We start from the raw sequence: 17,588 nt of genomic DNA, 5'->3' as shown, positions 1-17,588 counted from the left end.
ATTTTTGAAATGGTCGGGCCGCAAAGCCTAGCCAATTAGGAGGTTAACGGTATGTCTAAAAAGCGCTGGGTGCAGGGCCTGGTCTTGGTTGTTCTGGTTGCGTTAGGGTTTTATGCTTACCAAACGCGTCAGGTCAGCCATGCGGGTGAATCCATCACCGCGGTAGGGTCAACGGCCCTCCAACCCTTAGTAGAAGCAGCAGGCGAACAGTATACGGGCGAACACCTGGGGACGTTCATTAACGTTCAGGGTGGGGGAACCGGTACAGGATTGAGCCAAATTCAAGAGGGCGCAGTCCAGATTGGAAATTCAGACCTCTTCGCTGCAGAACAAAAGGGGATTCGGGCTAAGGAATTAGTCGACCACCGCGTAGCCGTCGTGGGCATTACCCCTATCGTAAACAAAAAAGTGGGTGTCAAGAATCTGTCGACGCATCAGCTGATTCAGGTCTTTACCGGCCAGGTCACGAACTGGCGGCAGGTCGGTGGTGCTGACCTGCCTATCGTTTTAATCAACCGGGCCCAAGGAAGTGGGACCCGAGCAACCTTTGAACAATTTGGCCTGGAGAAGCACCGTTCCAAGACCTCACAGGAACAGGATTCTTCCGGGATGGTCCGGTCCATCGTCGCCACGACGCCCGGTGCCATCAGTTACGTGGCTTTTTCTTACGTTGATAAAACGGTTCAGGATCTGTCCTTGAATCACGTGGCGCCAACTGAGGATAACGTGACAACGAATCGCTGGAAAATTTGGTCCTACGAGCACCTGTACACGAAGGGCCAGCCAACCGGTCTGACGAAGGCCTTCATTGCGTACGTTCAATCGCCAGCGGTCCAAAACACTTTGGTCCGCCAACTGGGCTATCTTTCGCCCAACCAAATGATGGTCGAACGGAATGCAACCGGTCAGATTACGCAGACGGAGGGCAACTAACATGAAAACAACTGAACAATTAGAAGCCAAGCTGAAGCGTCGTTCCAAGGCCGCCAAGTTAGAAATTTGGGGGCGCCTGGTCAGTCTAACGGCGCTGATGCTGATTGTTGCGGTCGTCGTGGCCATCATTGGTTTTGTGGCCTCCAAAGGGATTGCAACGTTTACGAGTAACCACGTGAGCCTCTGGGACTTTTTATCCGGCAAGAGCTGGAACCCCGGGGTCAACGGGGCCAACGGCAAGCCTGAAGTTGGGGCATTACCCATGATTGTCGGGTCCTTCTTAATTACGATTTTATCGGCCATCGTGGCCACGCCATTTGCAATTGGCACGGCGGTCTTTATGAATGAAATTTCACCCAATAAAGGGGCCAAGATTCTCCAACCGGTGACGGAACTCCTAGTGGGGATTCCTTCCGTGGTGTACGGGTTTATCGGGCTTTCCGTGGTGGTTCCGACTACCCGGGCCATCTTTGGCGGCAGTGGTTTCGGGATTCTTTCCGGAACCTGTGTGCTCTTTGTGATGATTCTCCCAACAGTGACGTCAATGAGTGCGGATGCCTTGCGCGCCGTGCCCCGTTACTACCGGGAGGCTTCCTTAGCCTTAGGAGCGACGCAGTGGCAGACCATCTACAAGGTGGTCTTGCGCGCAGCGACCCCCGGGTTAATGACAGCGGTCGTCTTCGGGATGGCGCGGGCCTTCGGTGAAGCCTTAGCCGTGCAAATGGTGATTGGGAACGCCGCACTGATGCCAAATAGTCTGGTCTCACCGTCGGCCACGTTGACGTCTGTTCTGACGACGGGTATCGGGAACACCGTCATGGGCTCGCTGCAAAACAATGCGCTGTGGTCCCTGGCACTGGTTCTGTTATTCATGTCATTAGTCTTTAACTTAATTATTCGCTTGATTGGTCGAAAGGGGCGCTTACAATAATGAATTCCAAAACGCAAAATAAGATTGCCATTGGCGGTCTCTACGGAATTGCCGGATTGGTCGTTCTGATTTTGTTAGCCCTGCTTGGCTACATCTTGGTCAGTGGGGTGCCACAGTTAAGCTGGCACTTCCTGACCGCACCGGGGAAGGCGTTCCTGAAGGGTGGGGGCGTTGGGATTCAACTGTATAATTCCTTTTATCTGTTGATCCTCGCCATGCTGATTTCCTTTCCCATTGCCTTGGGTGCTGCCATTTACCTGTATGAATATGCCAAGGATAATTGGGTCACGACCACGATTCGAACGGCGATTGAAATTCTGAGTTCGCTGCCTTCCGTTGTCGTTGGGTTGTTTGGCTTCCTGTTCTTCGTGGTCAAGCTGCACCTAGGTTTTTCCATCTTGTCCGGAGCCTTTGCACTAACCTTCTTCAACTTGCCGCTGCTAACCCGGAGCATTGAAGATTCCTTACGCACCATCAGTGACGTGCAACGAGAAGGGGGCCTGGCACTCGGGCTGTCTCGGTGGGAGACCGTTACTCGGGTAATTTTACCCGCCGCGGTACCCAGTATCCTGACCGGAGTCATCCTGAGTGCTGGCCGGGTCTTTGGGGAAGCCGCTGCGTTGATCTACACGGCGGGCCAGAGCGCCCCGGCCTTGGACTTCACCGACTGGAATCCGTTTAACATTTCCAGTCCACTGAACCCAATGCGGCCAGCAGAAACCTTAGCCGTTCACATTTGGAAAATTAATTCGGAAGGCATCATGCCGGACGCCAAGGCCATTTCATCCGGGTCATCAGCCGTCTTGGTGATTGCCATCCTACTGTTCAACTTTGCGGCCCGTTACCTGGGTAAACGTTTGTATAAGCGCCTGACGTCGGCGTAGAGGAGGAAAACCATGTTTGTGAATAACGATGTAAAAAATGCGATGGCCATGGAAGAGCGACACGTGATTAAGCTCAATGATCCGGACCATCCCGTCATTCTCTCCACGGAAGACCTCCACGTGTACTATGGCAAGAAGGAAGCCTTATTTGAAGGTGACCTGGAGTTTGCCAGCAATCAAATCACGGCCTTGATTGGGCCTTCCGGTTCGGGGAAGTCGACCTACTTGCGGTCGTTGAACCGGATGAATGATCGCATCGCCACGGTGACGGGAAAAATCATGTACCGCGGCGTTGATATCAACCAGCCCAGCATTGACGTCTACGAGATGCGGCGTCGGGTGGGGATGGTCTTCCAACGACCAAACCCGTTTGCCAAGTCAATTTACGATAACATCGCTTTTGCTTTACGACTCCGGGGGGTAACCGGTAAACATAAGTTAGATGAAATCGTGGAGACGTCGCTCAAGCAGGCGGCACTCTGGGACCAGGTCAAAGACGACCTGAATAAGAGTGCGTTGGCGCTTTCCGGTGGTCAGGCGCAGCGGTTGTGTATCGCCCGCGCCATTGCCATCAAGCCAGACATCCTCTTGTTGGATGAGCCAGCTAGTGCGTTGGATCCGGTGTCGACCGGGCAACTGGAAGACACGTTGTTGTCACTCAAGGAGCATTACACGATTATCATTGTGACCCACAACATGCAACAGGCCGCGCGGATCAGTGAATATACGGCATTTTTCAATCAGGGACGGGTGTTGGAGTACGACACCACGAGCCATATCTTTACCAATCCGTCGGTGCAGGTGACCAGTGATTACGTGTCGGGGAACTTCGGCTAAGAGGAGGAGAAATAATGAAAGAAGAAATTTTGACGACGCAGGATCTTCACTTATACTATGGTGATAAGGAAGCCTTGAAGGGCATCAATTTAAACTTTGATGAAAAGGGCATCACCGCATTGATTGGGCCATCGGGATGTGGCAAGTCCACTTACCTGCGGACCCTTAACCGGATGAACGATTTGATTCCAAACGTCACGATCACCGGGACCATTAAGTTCAAGGGCGACGACCTGTACGCCCCCAGTGCAGACACGGTGCAGATCCGCAAGGAAATTGGCATGGTGTTCCAACAACCTAATCCATTCCCATTTTCCATCTACGACAACGTGATCTATGGTCTGCGGATTGCTGGCAAAAAGGACAAGGAAAAGTTAGACGCCGTCGTTGAAAAATCTTTGCGGCAGGCGGCCGTGTGGGATGAAGTCAAGGACCACCTGCATGAAAGTGCCCTGGCTCTTTCCGGTGGGCAACAGCAACGGGTCTGCATTGCGCGGGTCTTAGCCGTGTCACCAGAAATCATCTTGCTAGACGAACCAACGAGTGCCCTGGATCCCGTGTCCAGTAGCCAAATTGAAGCAACCCTCTTGAATTTACGGCACGATTATACGATTATTATTGTGACCCATAACCTCCAGCAGGCGTCCCGAATTGCGGACCGGACCGCGTTCTTCATGAACGGGGAGCTGATTGAAGTGGATCAAACGAAGAATATTTTTATGAACCCAGCGAACAAGCAGACAGAAGACTACATTAGTGGTCGTTTCGGGTAAGGAGGCAGGATATGCGCAGATTATTTGATGATGAGTTAGCTGAATTAGACGCTGACTTTACTGAAATGGGGATGCTGGTCAGTGAAACGATTGAGCAGGCGGTGAGTTCCTTTACCAACCGGGATGCCGTTGCCGCGCAACAGATCATTGACCACGACCATGATATTAACGAACGTGAAATTGCTCTGGAAAAGAAAACGTTTGAAATGATTGCCTTGTACCAACCCGTCACCACGGACCTGCGAGAAATTGTGACGATTTTAAAGGCCGTGTCGGAGCTGGAACGGGCCGGGGATCACGCCCGGAACATTGCGCACGCCACGATTAAGTTTGGCACGAAGCAAAAGATTCCCGTCTTAGAACAGCTACTGAACCAGATGGGGTTGATGACGACTCAGATGGTCAAGGACGTCTTGGCCGCATACGTGGATAAGAACGACCACGAAGCGCGGAAACTAGCCGATGTCGACCGGAAACTTGATCAGCTCAACCACCAGGTGCGGGCTGATAGCTACGCCCAGATGCGTAGCGACCCGGCGTTTGAAACAGGCGCGTCCATTTATTTGAACGTGGCCCAAGACCTCAGTCGGATTGGGGATTACGTGACGAACGTCTGTGAATGGATCGTTTACCTGAAGTCCGGGCAGATCATCGAATTGAACACGGCAAGTCAGGATGGCGAAACGGCGTAATCCGTTGCAGCCAGCGTGAAAGCTTAATCTAAACTGAAGATTGATGAGAACGGCCACTGAAGACTTGCTTTCAGTGGCCGCTTTCGTTATTCTTGCCCTAGTGAGCCTGAAAAACAGCAATCAATCGCGAGATTACTGGATTTACTAAGGTAATTTCGGATATGATAGAAGCACTTAATCGTAAGCCGTGTGTTGTGCGTTGTGCAGGCCTTCGGGAGAGTGAAAATGGTCCGGAACGCTGTGGGCGAACGCCCGGAGCCAAAGAGCGGTCTCCGCGCTTACTTTGAGCCATCAGGATGTCTCAAAGATATCAATTGCCTAATCGGCCTAGTTCGCCGATAAGGCAATTCCCGCGGCTGAGACCATTTTCACTCTCCCTGCGGCTAACGTTGCTAACCCACAGCTAACGTGGTCGCCTAGCCGATGACTTAGTGGGTTTATAGGGAGTTTGTCAGTTAATATATTTCAAATGTTTATGAGGTAATTAAAAAGGAGTGTTCGCCTATGGCAGCAAAGAAACGTTTCGTCCGTTCCCGTACTAACCGCTTAGTTGGTGGGGTATTGGGCGGCATTGCAGAATATTTTAATTGGAACGCCAACCTCTTACGGTTGATCTACGTCTTGGTTTCACTCGCGATTCCCACTCACGGCGTCTTGGGCCTATTGGTCTACGTGGTCGTGATGACCTTCATGCCGCTGGATGATTCACAGCCAGCAACGCCTAACTTCCGGGATCTATTCCGGGGCGGAGGCCAACAGGAACCCGAGCATACCGGGCGTAAGGTGATTCACGACGTCACGGAACAGGACGTCAAGGATTCTCACAAGGACGGTGAGTAGGGTGCGGTTTTGGCCAAGAATTTTTGTGAACGCGTTAATCTTCCTGGCATTAGCCGGCTTTTTCCAGAGCTCGCTGGCCGGGTCATTTCAAAATAGCTTCTACGTCTCCAGTGTCTGGATTGCCTTACTGGCGAGCTTCGTGCTGGCCCTGTTGAATGCGGTGGTTAAGCCGATTCTCTTCGTGTTGTCGCTACCGATTACCATTTTGACCCTGGGCCTGTTCAGTATTGTGCTGAACGCTGCTATGCTCGAGTTGACCTCAGCGTTCGTTGGCGCCAACTTTGCCTTCAGCTCGTTTGGCACGACCCTGATCATTGCGGTGATCATGTCGTTATGTAACGCGATTATCAGCGACCACTTTGCCCGAGGATAACTTGCGGTCACCGGTTTAATTTGGTGGGAGTTCCTACGGGAAAGTGCTAAAATTAAAGTAGTTTACTATGCAGTAAGGAGGAGCGCCCATGACAGAAAGTGTCACGGTTGCCGAACTCGTCAAAGCCAACCGCTTAGATGTGTATTCCGGCGAAGAAAATCTAGACCGTCAAATTACGACCAGCGATATTTCCCGGCCGGGATTGGAATTGACCGGTTATTTTAATTACTATCCAGCAAAACGGGTTCAGTTACTAGGAATCACCGAAACGTCATTTGCAAAGGGCATGAGTCACAAGAAATTGCTCGATGTGATGCGGAAAATGTGTCAACCTGAGACACCCGCATTTGTGATTTCCACGCAACTGGATCCGCCAGAAGAACTCAAGGAATCTGCTGCTGAGGCGGGAATCCCTATCTTAGGGACCAAGCTCACCACGTCGCGGGTTCTCAGTAACATGACCAACTTTTTGGAAGGCAAATTAGCCGAACGTCAATCCGTTCACGGGGTTCTCGTGGATATCTACGGGGTTGGGGTCATGATTACCGGTGATTCTGGTGTTGGGAAGAGTGAAACCGCGTTGGAACTGGTTAAACGGGGGCACCGGTTGATTGCCGATGACCGGGTCGAAGTTTACCAGCAGGATGAACAGACCCTAGTGGGGGCCGCCCCAGCCATTTTGAGCCATCTGCTTGAGATTCGGGGAATTGGTATCATTGACGTGATGAACCTCTTTGGTGCCGGCGCCGTCCGGAGTGAAACGGACATCGATTTGATTGTCCACCTGGAACTCTGGAAGGACGATAACCACTTTGACCGTCTTGGTAATAATGATGAGACACAACGCTTCTTTGATGTCGTGGTGCCCAAAATCAGTATTCCCGTTAAGACTGGGCGTAACCTGGCCATCATCATTGAAGCCGCAGCCATGAACTTCCGGGCACGGTCAATGGGCTACGATGCCACCAAAGTCTTTGATGAAAACTTAAAGCGCTTAATTAAGCAAAACGGAAATAAATCATAAGGGAGATGGGCGTTATCTTTTCACCTATTGTGGCGGCGCTGAACCCCATCGCCATTCACCTCGGACCGATTGCAGTCCACTGGTACGGCGTCATTATTGCAACCGGGGTCATCATTGCGGTGACTCTGGCAGTGCGTGAGGGCGACCGCCGGGGAATCAAATCGGATGATATTTACGACATGATTCTCTGGGCATTGCCAGCTGCTTTGATTGCGGCCCGCGCTTACTACGTTATTTTTCAGTGGTCGTACTACCAGCACCATCCCGGTGAGATCATTGCAATTTGGGATGGGGGTATCGCCATCTACGGCTCGCTGATTGGGGCCGGACTGGTCGTGTACTTCTTCTGCCGCTCCCGGTTCATTCCGGTGTGGTTGATGCTGGACGTGGCCGCGCCGACCGTTATTTTGGGCCAAGCCATTGGCCGGTGGGGAAACTTTATGAATCAGGAAGCCTTTGGCCGTATCACCAGTCTGGCCTTTCTGCAGGGGCTCCATCTGCCTAACTGGATCATCAATCAAATGTTGATCAACGGGGCTTACCGCCAGCCCACCTATTTGTATGAGTCAACCTGGGATCTGATGGGCTTCGTCATTTTGATGAGCCTGCGTCACTATCCCAAGCTCTTCAAGCAGGGTGAGGTCTTCCTGGGCTACGTGATGTGGTACTCATTTGGCCGGTTCTTTATTGAAGGCATGCGGACGGATAGCCTGATGTTGTTGGGCGTCATCCGGGTGTCACAAATGTTGTCGATCATCTTGTTTGTGGGTGCCCTGATTCTCTGGGTATCCCGGCGACGGGCGGCCACACCACCAATCGCTTACCTTGACGGAAATCCGTTTCAAGAAAAAACTAATCTTTCTAAATAAGGAGAATCCATTACTATGTCAGAGAAAATTGCAGTACTCGGTGCCGGTTCATGGGGATCAATCTTAGCGAGCGTTTTGGACGAAAATGGTCATGACGTCCGCCTCTGGTCGTACAATCCCAAACAAGTTGAGGAATTAAACCAGCAGCATACGAACACGCATTACATTAAGGACTTTACTTTCTCTCCGTCGTTAGTGGCTTACTCCGACTTGGCGAGCGCCCTGGATGGCGTGGATGCCATTTTGTTTGTTGTGCCAACCAAGGCCATTCGTTCCGTGGCGGGCCAAGTTGCTGAAATCTTAAAGGCTAAGAACTTACAACCTGAACTGATTCACGCCAGCAAAGGGATCGAACAGAAGACTTACAAGCGGCTGTCACAAGTGTTGGAGGAAGAGATTCCCGCAGCTAACCGCAAGGCCGTAACCGTCTTGTCTGGTCCTAGTCATGCAGAAGACGTTGCGCGCAAGGATATTACCCTGGTCACGGCGGCTAGTGTGAGTCCCGACGCGGCTAAATACGTGCAAAAACTGTTCATGACACCTTACTTCCGGGTTTACACCAACCCCGATATTATTGGGGTCGAAATTGGGGCCGCACTGAAGAACATCATTGCTTTGGGTGCTGGTGCCTTACACGGGTTAGGCTACGGCGACAACGCCAAGGCTGCCTTGATGACCCGGGGCCTGGCCGAAATTTCTCGGTTAGGGACCTCCTTTGGGGCTGACCCAATGACCTTCATTGGGCTGTCAGGTGTCGGTGACATTATCGTGACTGCCACGAGTTCTAATTCACGGAACTGGCGGGCCGGCGATGAACTGGGCCGCGGTGAGGCGTTGGATGACGTCATCAACCACATGGGCATGGTCATCGAAGGCTTGGCAACGACTAAGGCCGCTTACGAACTTTCTCGTGAACGCGGCGTTTCCATGCCAATCACGGAAGCCATCTATCAAGTTATTTACGAAGGCAAGGATATTCGTGCCGCTATCTCTGATCTGATGCAACGTGAGGGTCGGTCTGAATTTTAAAAATTTCTGGGGATACGAGGAAGGATCTTATTACTATGAGAAAAGTTAGAAAAGCAGTGATTCCAGCGGCGGGTTTGGGAACCCGTTTCTTACCTGCAACCAAAGCGTTAGCGAAGGAAATGTTGCCCATCGTGGACAAGCCAACGATTCAATTCATCGTTGAGGAGGCCCGGAAGTCTGGCATTGAAGATATCGTGATCGTGGATGGCAAGTCTAAGCGCTCGATTGAAGATCACTTTGATTCCAACCCGGAATTGGAAGCGAATTTGGAAGCCAAGCATAAGGATGACCTTTTACGTCAGGTTCAAGAAACCACGGGCATGAATCTCTACTTTATTCGCCAGCCCTATCCACGGGGCTTGGGGGATGCCGTATTGACGGCCAAGGCCTTCATCGGCGACGAACCTTTCGTCGTGATGTTGGGTGACGACATGACCGACAGCAAGGTACCCTTGACCAAGCAATTGATCGACCGGTATGAAGAAACCGGGGCGTCTACGCTGGCTGTGATGCGGGTCCCACACAAAGATACGGCGAAGTATGGCGTGATTAATCCTTCCGAGGAAACGGCGCCAGGCCTGTACAACGTCACGAATTTTGTGGAAAAGCCCCAACCGGATGAAGCGCCTAGTGACTTAGCCATTATTGGCCGGTACCTATTCACTCCAGAAATCTTTGAAGCCTTGGAAAACACGCCAGTCGGCTTGGGCAATGAACTCCAATTAACGGATGCCATTGATAACTTAAACAAGACGCAACGCGTGTTTGCCCACGAGTACACGGGCAAGCGGTTTGACGTCGGCAATAAATTCGGTTGGATTCAAACCAACATCGAATATGGGTTGAACCATCCGGAAACGAAAGACCAACTCCGGGCCTACATCAAAGAGTTGGGCGCTAAGTTAGCCAAGGCTGACGAGAAGGCTCCCAAGTCGAAATAGGTGACAAACTTACTTTTTAATAGTAAAGTGGTCTCTATCATCAAGGCAAGAGTGGAAGGGAGCGTTACGCTTGAAGAATTATGATGTGATTGTAATCGGCGCCGGCCCCGGTGGGATGACCGGAGCGCTGTACGCCTCACGGGCCAACTTATCCGTTTTAATGTTGGATCGCGGCATCTATGGGGGCCAAATGAACAACACGGCTGCCATTGAAAACTATCCTGGGTTCAAGTCCGTTCTCGGACCCGACTTGGCCAAGGACATGTACGAAGGCTCAACGCAATTTGGCGCTGAGTTTGCTTACGGTAGTGTTGAAGCTATTGAAGATCATGGCGACCACAAGGTGGTTAAGACCGACGACGGTGATTACGCTGCCAAGGCAGTCATCATCGGTTCCGGTTCCGAATACAAGAAGCTGGGCGTGCCTGGCGAAGATAAATTCGGTGGCCGGGGTGTCTCCTACTGCGCGGTCTGCGACGGAGCGTTCTTTAAGAACCGTGAAGTTGCCGTGATCGGTGGCGGGGATTCCGCTGTCGAAGAAAGCATCTACCTCTCTGGATTAGCTTCTAAGGTCACGGTTTACGTTCGGCGTGACCAATTGCGGGCCCAAAAGGTTATCCAGGATCGGGCATTCGCTAACGACAAGATCGAATTTGTTTGGAACACCAGCGTGACCGAAGTGTTGGGTGACGACATGAAGGTGACTGGTGTGGCCACGAAGAACAACGTGACTGGTGAAACTGGCGAAAAGGCTGTGAGTGGGGTCTTCATTTACGTGGGGAACTTACCAATGACCGATCCGTTCAAGGACTTGGGCATCACGGACGACGCTGGTTGGATCAAGACCGACGAACACATGCGGACATCTGTTCCTGGCATCTTCGCTATCGGCGATGTGCGGCAAAAAGATTTGCGGCAGATCACGACGGCGGTCGGCGATGGTGGTATCGCGGGCCAAGAAGCCTTCAGTTTCATCGAAGACTTAAAAGCCGCTGCAGCTAAATAAAGATTGAATGGAAACGGGAACGCCTTCGCGGGTGGGTCCCGTTTTTTATTTGGTACAATAGGTGAATTGAAACCGAAAAGAGTGGTAAGCTAACTTTAGAATCTGTTGGGGCAACCACCCCGACGGTAATCACTGACTTGAGGGAGCTGAACTGAATTATGGGCATGAATCAATTTTTGCAAAGTTTGAGTGACTTGGAAACAATCGACCGGGCACCGGGATACTTTAAATTTGAGCAACACTCCGTGGCCGCCCACTCGTTTAAAGTGGCAGAAGTCGCGCAATTTTTAGGCGACGTGGAGGAGCAAGCCGGGAATGATATCAACTGGCGGCTGCTGTACGAGAAGGCCTTGAATCACGACTACACCGAGCGCTTTATCGGCGACATCAAGACGCCCGTGAAGTACGCGACGCCGCAATTGCGCCAGATGTTAGCCGACGTGGAAACGTCCTTGACGGCTAACTTCATTCAAAATGAGATTCCCGAACAGTTTCAAGCTGCCTACACCCGCCGCTTAGGTGAGGGGAAGGATGACACGCTGGAGGGCCAGATCCTTTCCGTGGCCGACAAGGTGGACTTGCTTTACGAATCCTTTGGCGAAATTCAAAAGGGAAATCCGGAACCCGTCTTCACCGAAATTTACCGGGAAAGCCTGAGCACGATTTTGAAATTCAATCAGATGGCTTGTGTTCAGTACTTCTTAGCCGAGGTATTGCCAGAAATGTTAGCAGCAGACTTTAGTGACCGACAGAAGTTGGCGCAGTTGACGGATAAATTATTGGAGGATAACGCCTAATGAAATTAGCAGAAGTTTGGAATCAACGATTGGACGGCGCCAGTGTGCGGCCGTTAACGCATGACGATGACACGCTGATCTACCAATTTCAGGCCAGCCATCCGGAATACTTTGCCCATTTTCAGGAGCATCCCGTGACCCGGCAAGAGGCCATTCAAGACGTGACGGACATCCCACTGAACGCACAGCCGGAGCAGAAGGCCTACTTGGGCATTTTCCAGGATGGTGAGTTGCAGGTGCTGGTCGATTTGATCATCGACTACCCGCTACCAAGTTTGGTTTGGCTGGGTATGTGGTTGCCAGCTAAGACGGTCAGTGCGGAACAGTCCGCGGCCTTTTATGCGAGTTTGGTCGAGACGTTAAAGGCCGCTGGTGCGGTGCAACTCCAGTTAAGCGTCTTCATGGGCGACCGGCAAATGAAGCAATTCTGGGAAGACCGCGGGCTAGCCGCGATGCAGACGACCGCCCTCGTGAAGGGTGACCGGGTCGCCAACGTGACGATTTACCAGGACAAATTTTAAGTAGGTCGCCAAACTGGCGAAAGTATGTTCGGTATGGTAAAATATTTTAGCGTAATGAGTTTGGATTTACGTCCAGACTCTTTTTGCGATTGCAGGCATTTCCGCCGCGCTGGCGGGGCCTGGCAACAAATGAAACTGGCGCGTGGCGGCGAGGAAAGCGTGACTGGTGACAGTCAGGATTTCCAGCCAGCACAGTGAAAATAACAGTAGCAGGGAGGTTACCATTCATGATTGATCGACAAACGGACCGTAAGTTTGATTTGGTGTCCAAGTATCAACCTACCGGGGATCAGCCCGAGGCCATTAGCAAATTGACCCAGGGTATCGAGTCTGGTGAGAAGGCCCAGATTCTGTTGGGGGCTACCGGGACCGGGAAGACGTTTACCATTTCTAATGTGATTAAAAATGTGAACAAACCAACACTGGTGTTGTCCCACAACAAAACGTTAGCGGGACAGCTCTACGGGGAATTCAAACAGTTCTTCCCGAATAACGCGGTGGAATACTTTGTTAGTTATTATGATTATTATCAACCGGAAGCTTACGTGCCCTCGAGTGATACCTATATCGAAAAGGATTCATCCATCAATGATGAAATCGATAAACTGCGTCACTCGGCGACAAGTTCGTTACTGGAACGCAACGACGTGATTGTCGTGGCGTCTGTCTCGTCTATCTTTGGTTTGGGTGATCCAACCGAGTATAAGAATCACGTGGTTTCCTTGCGGGTCGGCCAAGAGATTGAACGGGACGCCCTGTTACGTAAATTAGTGAATATTCAATTTGAACGCAACGACTACGACTTCCAGCGGGGCCGGTTTCGGGTTCACGGGGATGTCGTTGAAATTTTCCCAGCGTCTCGGGACGAACGGGCGCTACGGATCGAGTTCTTCGGCGATGAAATCGACCGGATTCGTGAGGTGGATGCCCTGACCGGTGAAATCGTGGGCGACCGCGAACACGTGGCCATCTTCCCAGCGACCCACTTTATGACCAACGATGACATCATGGCGAAGGCTACGGCGGGCATCGAAGGCGAGCTCAAGGATCGGGTCGAAGAACTCGAGAACGGTGGGAAGTTGTTGGAAGCCCAACGGCTGAAGCAGCGGACCACGTATGACCTCGAAATGATGCGGGAAATGGGTTACACCAGTGGGATTGAAAACTATTCACGCTGGATGGACGGTCGTAAGGAAGGGGAACCGCCTTACACGTTACTGGACTTCTTCCCCAAGGACTTCTTGATGGTCGTCGACGAATCTCACGTCACCATGCCCCAAGTGCGGGGGATGTACAACGGAGACCGTGCCCGGAAGCAACAGCTGGTGGACTACGGTTTCCGGCTGCCAAGTGCACTGGACAACCGACCATTGAAGCTTAATGAAGTCGAACAGCACATTAACCAAGTCGTTTACATGTCAGCCACGCCAGGCCCCTACGAACAGGAGCAGACCGACCACGTTGTGCAACAGATCATTCGGCCAACCGGTTTGTTGGATCCAACCATCGAGGTCCGGCCAATCATGGGCCAAATGGATGACTTGGTGGGTGAAATCAACGCTCGGGTTGAAAAGAATGAGCGGACCTTTGTGACGACACTGACCAAGAAGATGTCCGAAGACCTGACGGATTACCTGAAGGATCTGGGTATCAAGGTGGCCTATTTACACTCGGACATCAAGACGTTGGAGCGGACCGAAATTATGCGGGACCTGCGACTGGGTAAGTACGACGTGTTAGTCGGCATCAACCTGTTGCGGGAAGGAATCGATATCCCAGAAGTTTCGTTGATTGCGATTCTGGATGCCGACAAGGAAGGCTTCTTGCGGAACGAACGGTCGTTGATCCAAACGATTGGGCGGGCCGCGCGGAACTCCCACGGGCACGTTATTTTGTATGCCGATAAGGTGACGGAGTCCATGCAAGCTGCTATGGATGAGACGGCCCGGCGGCGGAAAGTTCAGATTGCTTATAACAAGAAGCATGGGATTACCCCAACGACTATTATTAAACCAATTCGTGACTTGATTGCGGTCACGAAGAAGAACGATAACGCTGACGAGAAGGATGACTTCGTGGCCAGCGACTTTGAAGATATGACTAAGGAAGATCAAGAAAAACTGATTGTTCGGTTGGAAGACGAGATGCGGGCCGCTGCTAAGAAGCTCGATTTTGAGCAAGCCGCTTCGCTCCGGGATACCATCATGGACATGAAGACTGAGATCGGTGATTAGGTTAGTGAGGAGATTTCAATTTGGCAAACGATAAAATCGTGATTCACGGGGCGCGGGCCCATAACTTAAAGGATATCGACGTGACGATCCCGAAGAACAAATTGGTCGTCATTAGTGGCCTGTCTGGTTCCGGGAAGAGTTCATTGGCGTTCGATACGTTGTACGCGGAAGGCCAACGCCGTTACGTTGAGAGTCTGTCATCGTACGCGCGGCAGTTCTTAGGACAGATGGACAAACCAGACGTCGATTCCATTGATGGGCTCAGTCCGGCCATTTCCATTGACCAAAAGACGACCTCAAAGAACCCCCGGTCGACGGTCGGAACGGTGACCGAAATCAATGACTACCTGCGCCTACTGTGGGCCCGGGTCGGGACACCTATCTGTCCCAACGACGGTACCCAGATTACCAGCCAGAGTGTTGAACAGATGGTCGACCAAGTCCTGGCCTTGCCTGAACGGACGAAGATGCAGATTTTATCGCCCATCGTCCGGGGTAAAAAGGGCCAGCATAAGAAAATTTTTGAAAAGATTCAACGCGAAGGCTTCGTTCGGGTTCGCGTAGATGGTGAAACCATGGACCTGTCCGAAGTCCCCGAACTGAACAAGAATCAGAACCACGATATTGCCATTGTGATTGACCGGGTCGTGGTCAAGAAGGGCATTCGTTCTCGGTTATTTGACTCATTCGAAGCCGCCTTGCGCCTGAGTGGTGGCTATGCCATCGCCGACCTGATCGACGGTGACCCCATGATTTTCTCCGAACACTACGCCTGCCCGGTCTGTGGGTTTACGGTGGGGGAACTCGAACCCCGGCTGTTCTCCTTTAACGCGCCGTTTGGGGCCTGCCCGGACTGTGATGGGTTAGGGGTCAAGCTGGAGGTCGACCTTGATCTGGTCGTTCCCGACAGAACTAAGACGCTGCGCGAAGGCGCCTTGGAGCCCTGGAATCCCATTAGCTCACAGTACTACCCAGCCTTGCTGGAACAGGCTTGTGACGCTTTTGGCGTGGATATGGATATCCCATTTGAAAAGCTCTCCAAGAATGACCAAGCCCTAGTGCTCTATGGGTCACAAGGTAAGGAATTCCATTTCCATTATGAAAACGACTTTGGTGGCGTGCGTGACGTGGACGTTGAATTTGAAGGGGTCATCCCGAACATCGACCGGCGTTACCACGAAACTAACAGCGACTTTACCCGTGATGTGATGCGCAAGTACATGACCGAATTAACCTGTCAGACCTGCCACGGCTTCCGGTTGAACCGCCAAGCTTTGAGTGTCAAAATCAATCACCAACATATTGGTGAAGTCTCTGAGTTACCCGTTGAAAAGGAATTGGCTTTCTTCCAGGACCTTTCTTTTGGGGAGCAGGACCAAGTCATTGCCCAACCCATCCTGAAGGAAATTCGCGACCGGTTGACGTTCTTACGGAACGTGGGGCTGGATTACCTCACGCTCAGTCGTTCGGCGCGGACCCTGTCCGGTGGGGAAGCGCAACGGATTCGGTTGGCTACACAAATTGGCTCGAACCTGTCCGGGGTGCTCTACATCTTAGATGAACCCTCAATTGGGTTGCACCAACGGGACAATGACCGGTTGATTGCCTCACTCAAGCAAATGCGCGACCTGGGGAACACCCTGATCGTCGTTGAGCATGATGAGGATACCATGCGGGCCGCCGATTACATTGTGGACATTGGTCCTGGTGCGGGTGAGAACGGGGGCCACGTAATGGCTGCCGGCACGCCTAAGCAGGTCATGCGTTCACGCAAATCGTTGACGGGCCAGTATTTAGCCGGCAAGCAGTACATTCCGGTACCGTTGGAACGACGCGCTGGCAACGGCAAGTCCATCGAAATTACCGGTGCGGCTGAAAACAACCTGAAGGATATTACGGTCGACTTTCCGTTAGGTGAGTTCGTCGTGGTGACCGGGGTTTCTGGTTCGGGGAAGTCGACGCTGGTTAACACGATTCTGAAGCGGGCCTTGGCCCAGAAGTTGAATCACAACTCCGAGAAGCCCGGTAAGTACAAGAGCATCGCCGGGGTCAAAAACATTGAACGACTGGTAGATATCGACCAGAGTCCCATTGGCCGGACGCCCCGGAGTAACCCGGCGACCTATACCGGGGTCTTTGACGACGTGCGGACGCTCTTTGCGCAGACCAATGATGCGAAGCTGCGGGGCTATCAAAAGGGCCGCTTTAGTTTCAACACCAAGGGTGGTCGGTGTGAAGCCTGTCACGGTGATGGAATCTTGAAGATTGAAATGAACTTCCTACCCGACGTCTACGTGCCTTGTGAAGTTTGTCATGGGACGCGGTACAATTCCGAAACTTTGGAAGTTGAATACAAGGGGAAGAACATCTCTGACGTCTTGAACATGACGGTCAGTGAAGCCCTCAAGTTCTTCGAAGCCATTCCTAAGATTACCCGGAAGCTACAGACGATTCAGGACGTTGGTTTGGGTTACGTTAAATTAGGCCAACCAGCCACCACGTTGTCCGGTGGGGAAGCCCAACGGATGAAGTTAGCCTCCGAACTGCACAAGCAACAGAACGGGAAGAACTTCTACATCCTGGACGAACCCACAACTGGGTTGCATAGTGATGATATCAAACGCCTGTTGGTCGTGCTGCATCGCCTGGTCGACAAGGGCAACACGGTGTTAGTCATCGAACATAACCTGGACGTCATCAAGACGGCCGATCACCTGATCGACCTGGGTCCTGAAGGTGGGGAAGCCGGGGGTAACGTGGTTGCGACCGGGACGCCCGAAGAACTGGCCGAGGTCAGTGAGAGCTATACGGGTCAATACCTGAAGCCGGTACTGGTACGCGATACCGCCCGGACCAAGGAAGATCAAGCTTAACGAAATGCCAATCAGTAGCAGCTCATGACTC

Annotated in this window: 17 protein-coding genes; all 17 read left to right on the top strand. The window is 52.0% G+C overall.

Features of this window, described 5'->3' with window-relative positions; genetic code table 11:
• Nucleotides 1-51: 51 nt before the first annotated feature.
• The 17 genes from ACEPST_RS01770 (at nucleotide 52) to uvrA (ending at nucleotide 17,557) form a co-directional block, all read left to right on the top strand.
• Complete coding sequence (locus tag ACEPST_RS01770; protein ID WP_204120947.1) at nucleotides 52-933, top strand: phosphate ABC transporter substrate-binding protein; 882 nt, start codon at nucleotides 52-54, stop codon at nucleotides 931-933.
• A gap of 1 nt (nucleotide 934) precedes the next feature.
• Complete coding sequence (gene pstC / locus ACEPST_RS01765) at nucleotides 935-1,864, top strand: phosphate ABC transporter permease subunit PstC (protein ID WP_204120946.1); 930 nt, start codon at nucleotides 935-937, stop codon at nucleotides 1,862-1,864.
• A complete protein-coding gene (gene pstA, locus ACEPST_RS01760) occupies nucleotides 1,864-2,748 on the top strand; it encodes a phosphate ABC transporter permease PstA (protein WP_203644703.1) in 885 nt (294 codons plus the stop codon). The genes pstC and pstA overlap by 1 nt, the downstream gene beginning before the upstream one ends.
• Nucleotides 2,749-2,790: 42 nt before the next feature.
• On the top strand, nucleotides 2,791-3,585 hold the full coding sequence (gene pstB, locus ACEPST_RS01755) for a phosphate ABC transporter ATP-binding protein PstB (protein WP_374706459.1): 795 nt from the start codon (nucleotides 2,791-2,793) through the stop codon (nucleotides 3,583-3,585).
• A 14-nt stretch (nucleotides 3,586-3,599) separates the two neighbouring features.
• Nucleotides 3,600-4,358, top strand: coding sequence for a phosphate ABC transporter ATP-binding protein PstB (gene pstB / locus ACEPST_RS01750; protein ID WP_204120944.1), 759 nt, complete (start codon nucleotides 3,600-3,602; stop codon nucleotides 4,356-4,358).
• An 11-nt stretch (nucleotides 4,359-4,369) separates the two neighbouring features.
• Nucleotides 4,370-5,050 (top strand): phosphate signaling complex protein PhoU, encoded by a 681-nt coding sequence (gene phoU / locus ACEPST_RS01745; protein WP_204120943.1) that lies wholly within the window; start codon nucleotides 4,370-4,372, stop codon nucleotides 5,048-5,050.
• Nucleotides 5,051-5,554: 504 nt separating this feature from the next.
• The gene (locus ACEPST_RS01740; RefSeq protein WP_204120942.1) at nucleotides 5,555-5,890 is read left to right on the top strand and encodes a PspC domain-containing protein; all 336 of its coding nucleotides are present in this window, start codon (nucleotides 5,555-5,557) and stop codon (nucleotides 5,888-5,890) included.
• A 1-nt stretch (nucleotide 5,891) separates the two neighbouring features.
• Nucleotides 5,892-6,263: a phage holin family protein gene (locus ACEPST_RS01735; protein ID WP_203638922.1), complete on the top strand. Its 372-nt coding sequence runs from the start codon at nucleotides 5,892-5,894 to the stop codon at nucleotides 6,261-6,263.
• A gap of 88 nt (nucleotides 6,264-6,351) precedes the next feature.
• Nucleotides 6,352-7,287, top strand: coding sequence for an HPr(Ser) kinase/phosphatase (hprK, locus tag ACEPST_RS01730; RefSeq protein ID WP_125765537.1), 936 nt, complete (start codon nucleotides 6,352-6,354; stop codon nucleotides 7,285-7,287).
• 5 nt (nucleotides 7,288-7,292) lie between these two features.
• Nucleotides 7,293-8,156, top strand: coding sequence for a prolipoprotein diacylglyceryl transferase (lgt, locus tag ACEPST_RS01725; protein ID WP_204120941.1), 864 nt, complete (start codon nucleotides 7,293-7,295; stop codon nucleotides 8,154-8,156).
• Nucleotides 8,157-8,171: 15 nt separating this feature from the next.
• Nucleotides 8,172-9,185, top strand: a complete 1,014-nt coding sequence (locus ACEPST_RS01720; RefSeq protein ID WP_125765539.1) for an NAD(P)H-dependent glycerol-3-phosphate dehydrogenase — start codon at nucleotides 8,172-8,174, stop codon at nucleotides 9,183-9,185.
• A gap of 35 nt (nucleotides 9,186-9,220) precedes the next feature.
• Nucleotides 9,221-10,126 (top strand): UTP--glucose-1-phosphate uridylyltransferase GalU, encoded by a 906-nt coding sequence (galU, locus tag ACEPST_RS01715; protein WP_203638918.1) that lies wholly within the window; start codon nucleotides 9,221-9,223, stop codon nucleotides 10,124-10,126.
• 70 nt (nucleotides 10,127-10,196) lie between these two features.
• Nucleotides 10,197-11,132, top strand: a complete 936-nt coding sequence (gene trxB / locus ACEPST_RS01710) for a thioredoxin-disulfide reductase (RefSeq protein WP_204120940.1) — start codon at nucleotides 10,197-10,199, stop codon at nucleotides 11,130-11,132.
• Between the two features lie 158 nt (nucleotides 11,133-11,290).
• On the top strand, nucleotides 11,291-11,929 hold the full coding sequence (locus ACEPST_RS01705; RefSeq protein ID WP_203644711.1) for an HD domain-containing protein: 639 nt from the start codon (nucleotides 11,291-11,293) through the stop codon (nucleotides 11,927-11,929).
• On the top strand, nucleotides 11,929-12,450 hold the full coding sequence (locus tag ACEPST_RS01700) for an acetyltransferase (RefSeq protein WP_204120939.1): 522 nt from the start codon (nucleotides 11,929-11,931) through the stop codon (nucleotides 12,448-12,450). Before ACEPST_RS01705 ends, ACEPST_RS01700 begins: the two co-directional genes overlap by 1 nt.
• A 227-nt stretch (nucleotides 12,451-12,677) precedes the next feature.
• Nucleotides 12,678-14,684 (top strand): excinuclease ABC subunit UvrB, encoded by a 2,007-nt coding sequence (gene uvrB, locus ACEPST_RS01695; protein ID WP_204120938.1) that lies wholly within the window; start codon nucleotides 12,678-12,680, stop codon nucleotides 14,682-14,684.
• Between the two features lie 20 nt (nucleotides 14,685-14,704).
• Nucleotides 14,705-17,557 (top strand): excinuclease ABC subunit UvrA, encoded by a 2,853-nt coding sequence (gene uvrA, locus ACEPST_RS01690; RefSeq protein ID WP_204120937.1) that lies wholly within the window; start codon nucleotides 14,705-14,707, stop codon nucleotides 17,555-17,557.
• Nucleotides 17,558-17,588 lie beyond the last annotated feature (31 nt).

This window comes from Levilactobacillus sp. FUA 3915 (assembly GCF_044053135.1).
Taxonomy (GTDB): Bacteria; Bacillota; Bacilli; order Lactobacillales; family Lactobacillaceae; genus Levilactobacillus; species Levilactobacillus lanxiensis.
This window is presented reverse-complemented; position numbering and strand designations above follow the sequence as displayed.

Excerpts from the sequence above, each read along its gene's own strand:
- ACEPST_RS01770 (WP_204120947.1), top strand. The coding sequence starts at position 52 with ATGTCTAAAAAGCGCTGGGTGCAGGGCCTGGTCTTGGTTGTTCTGGTT.
- pstC (WP_204120946.1), top strand. The coding sequence starts at position 935 with ATGAAAACAACTGAACAATTAGAAGCCAAGCTGAAGCGTCGTTCCAAG.
- pstA (WP_203644703.1), top strand. The coding sequence starts at position 1,864 with ATGAATTCCAAAACGCAAAATAAGATTGCCATTGGCGGTCTCTACGGA.
- pstB (WP_374706459.1), top strand. The coding sequence starts at position 2,791 with ATGGCCATGGAAGAGCGACACGTGATTAAGCTCAATGATCCGGACCAT.
- pstB (WP_204120944.1), top strand. The coding sequence starts at position 3,600 with ATGAAAGAAGAAATTTTGACGACGCAGGATCTTCACTTATACTATGGT.
- phoU (WP_204120943.1), top strand. The coding sequence starts at position 4,370 with ATGCGCAGATTATTTGATGATGAGTTAGCTGAATTAGACGCTGACTTT.
- ACEPST_RS01740 (WP_204120942.1), top strand. The coding sequence starts at position 5,555 with ATGGCAGCAAAGAAACGTTTCGTCCGTTCCCGTACTAACCGCTTAGTT.
- hprK (WP_125765537.1), top strand. The coding sequence starts at position 6,352 with ATGACAGAAAGTGTCACGGTTGCCGAACTCGTCAAAGCCAACCGCTTA.
- lgt (WP_204120941.1), top strand. The coding sequence starts at position 7,293 with ATGGGCGTTATCTTTTCACCTATTGTGGCGGCGCTGAACCCCATCGCC.
- ACEPST_RS01720 (WP_125765539.1), top strand. The coding sequence starts at position 8,172 with ATGTCAGAGAAAATTGCAGTACTCGGTGCCGGTTCATGGGGATCAATC.
- galU (WP_203638918.1), top strand. The coding sequence starts at position 9,221 with ATGAGAAAAGTTAGAAAAGCAGTGATTCCAGCGGCGGGTTTGGGAACC.
- ACEPST_RS01705 (WP_203644711.1), top strand. The coding sequence starts at position 11,291 with ATGGGCATGAATCAATTTTTGCAAAGTTTGAGTGACTTGGAAACAATC.
- ACEPST_RS01700 (WP_204120939.1), top strand. The coding sequence starts at position 11,929 with ATGAAATTAGCAGAAGTTTGGAATCAACGATTGGACGGCGCCAGTGTG.
- uvrB (WP_204120938.1), top strand. The coding sequence starts at position 12,678 with ATGATTGATCGACAAACGGACCGTAAGTTTGATTTGGTGTCCAAGTAT.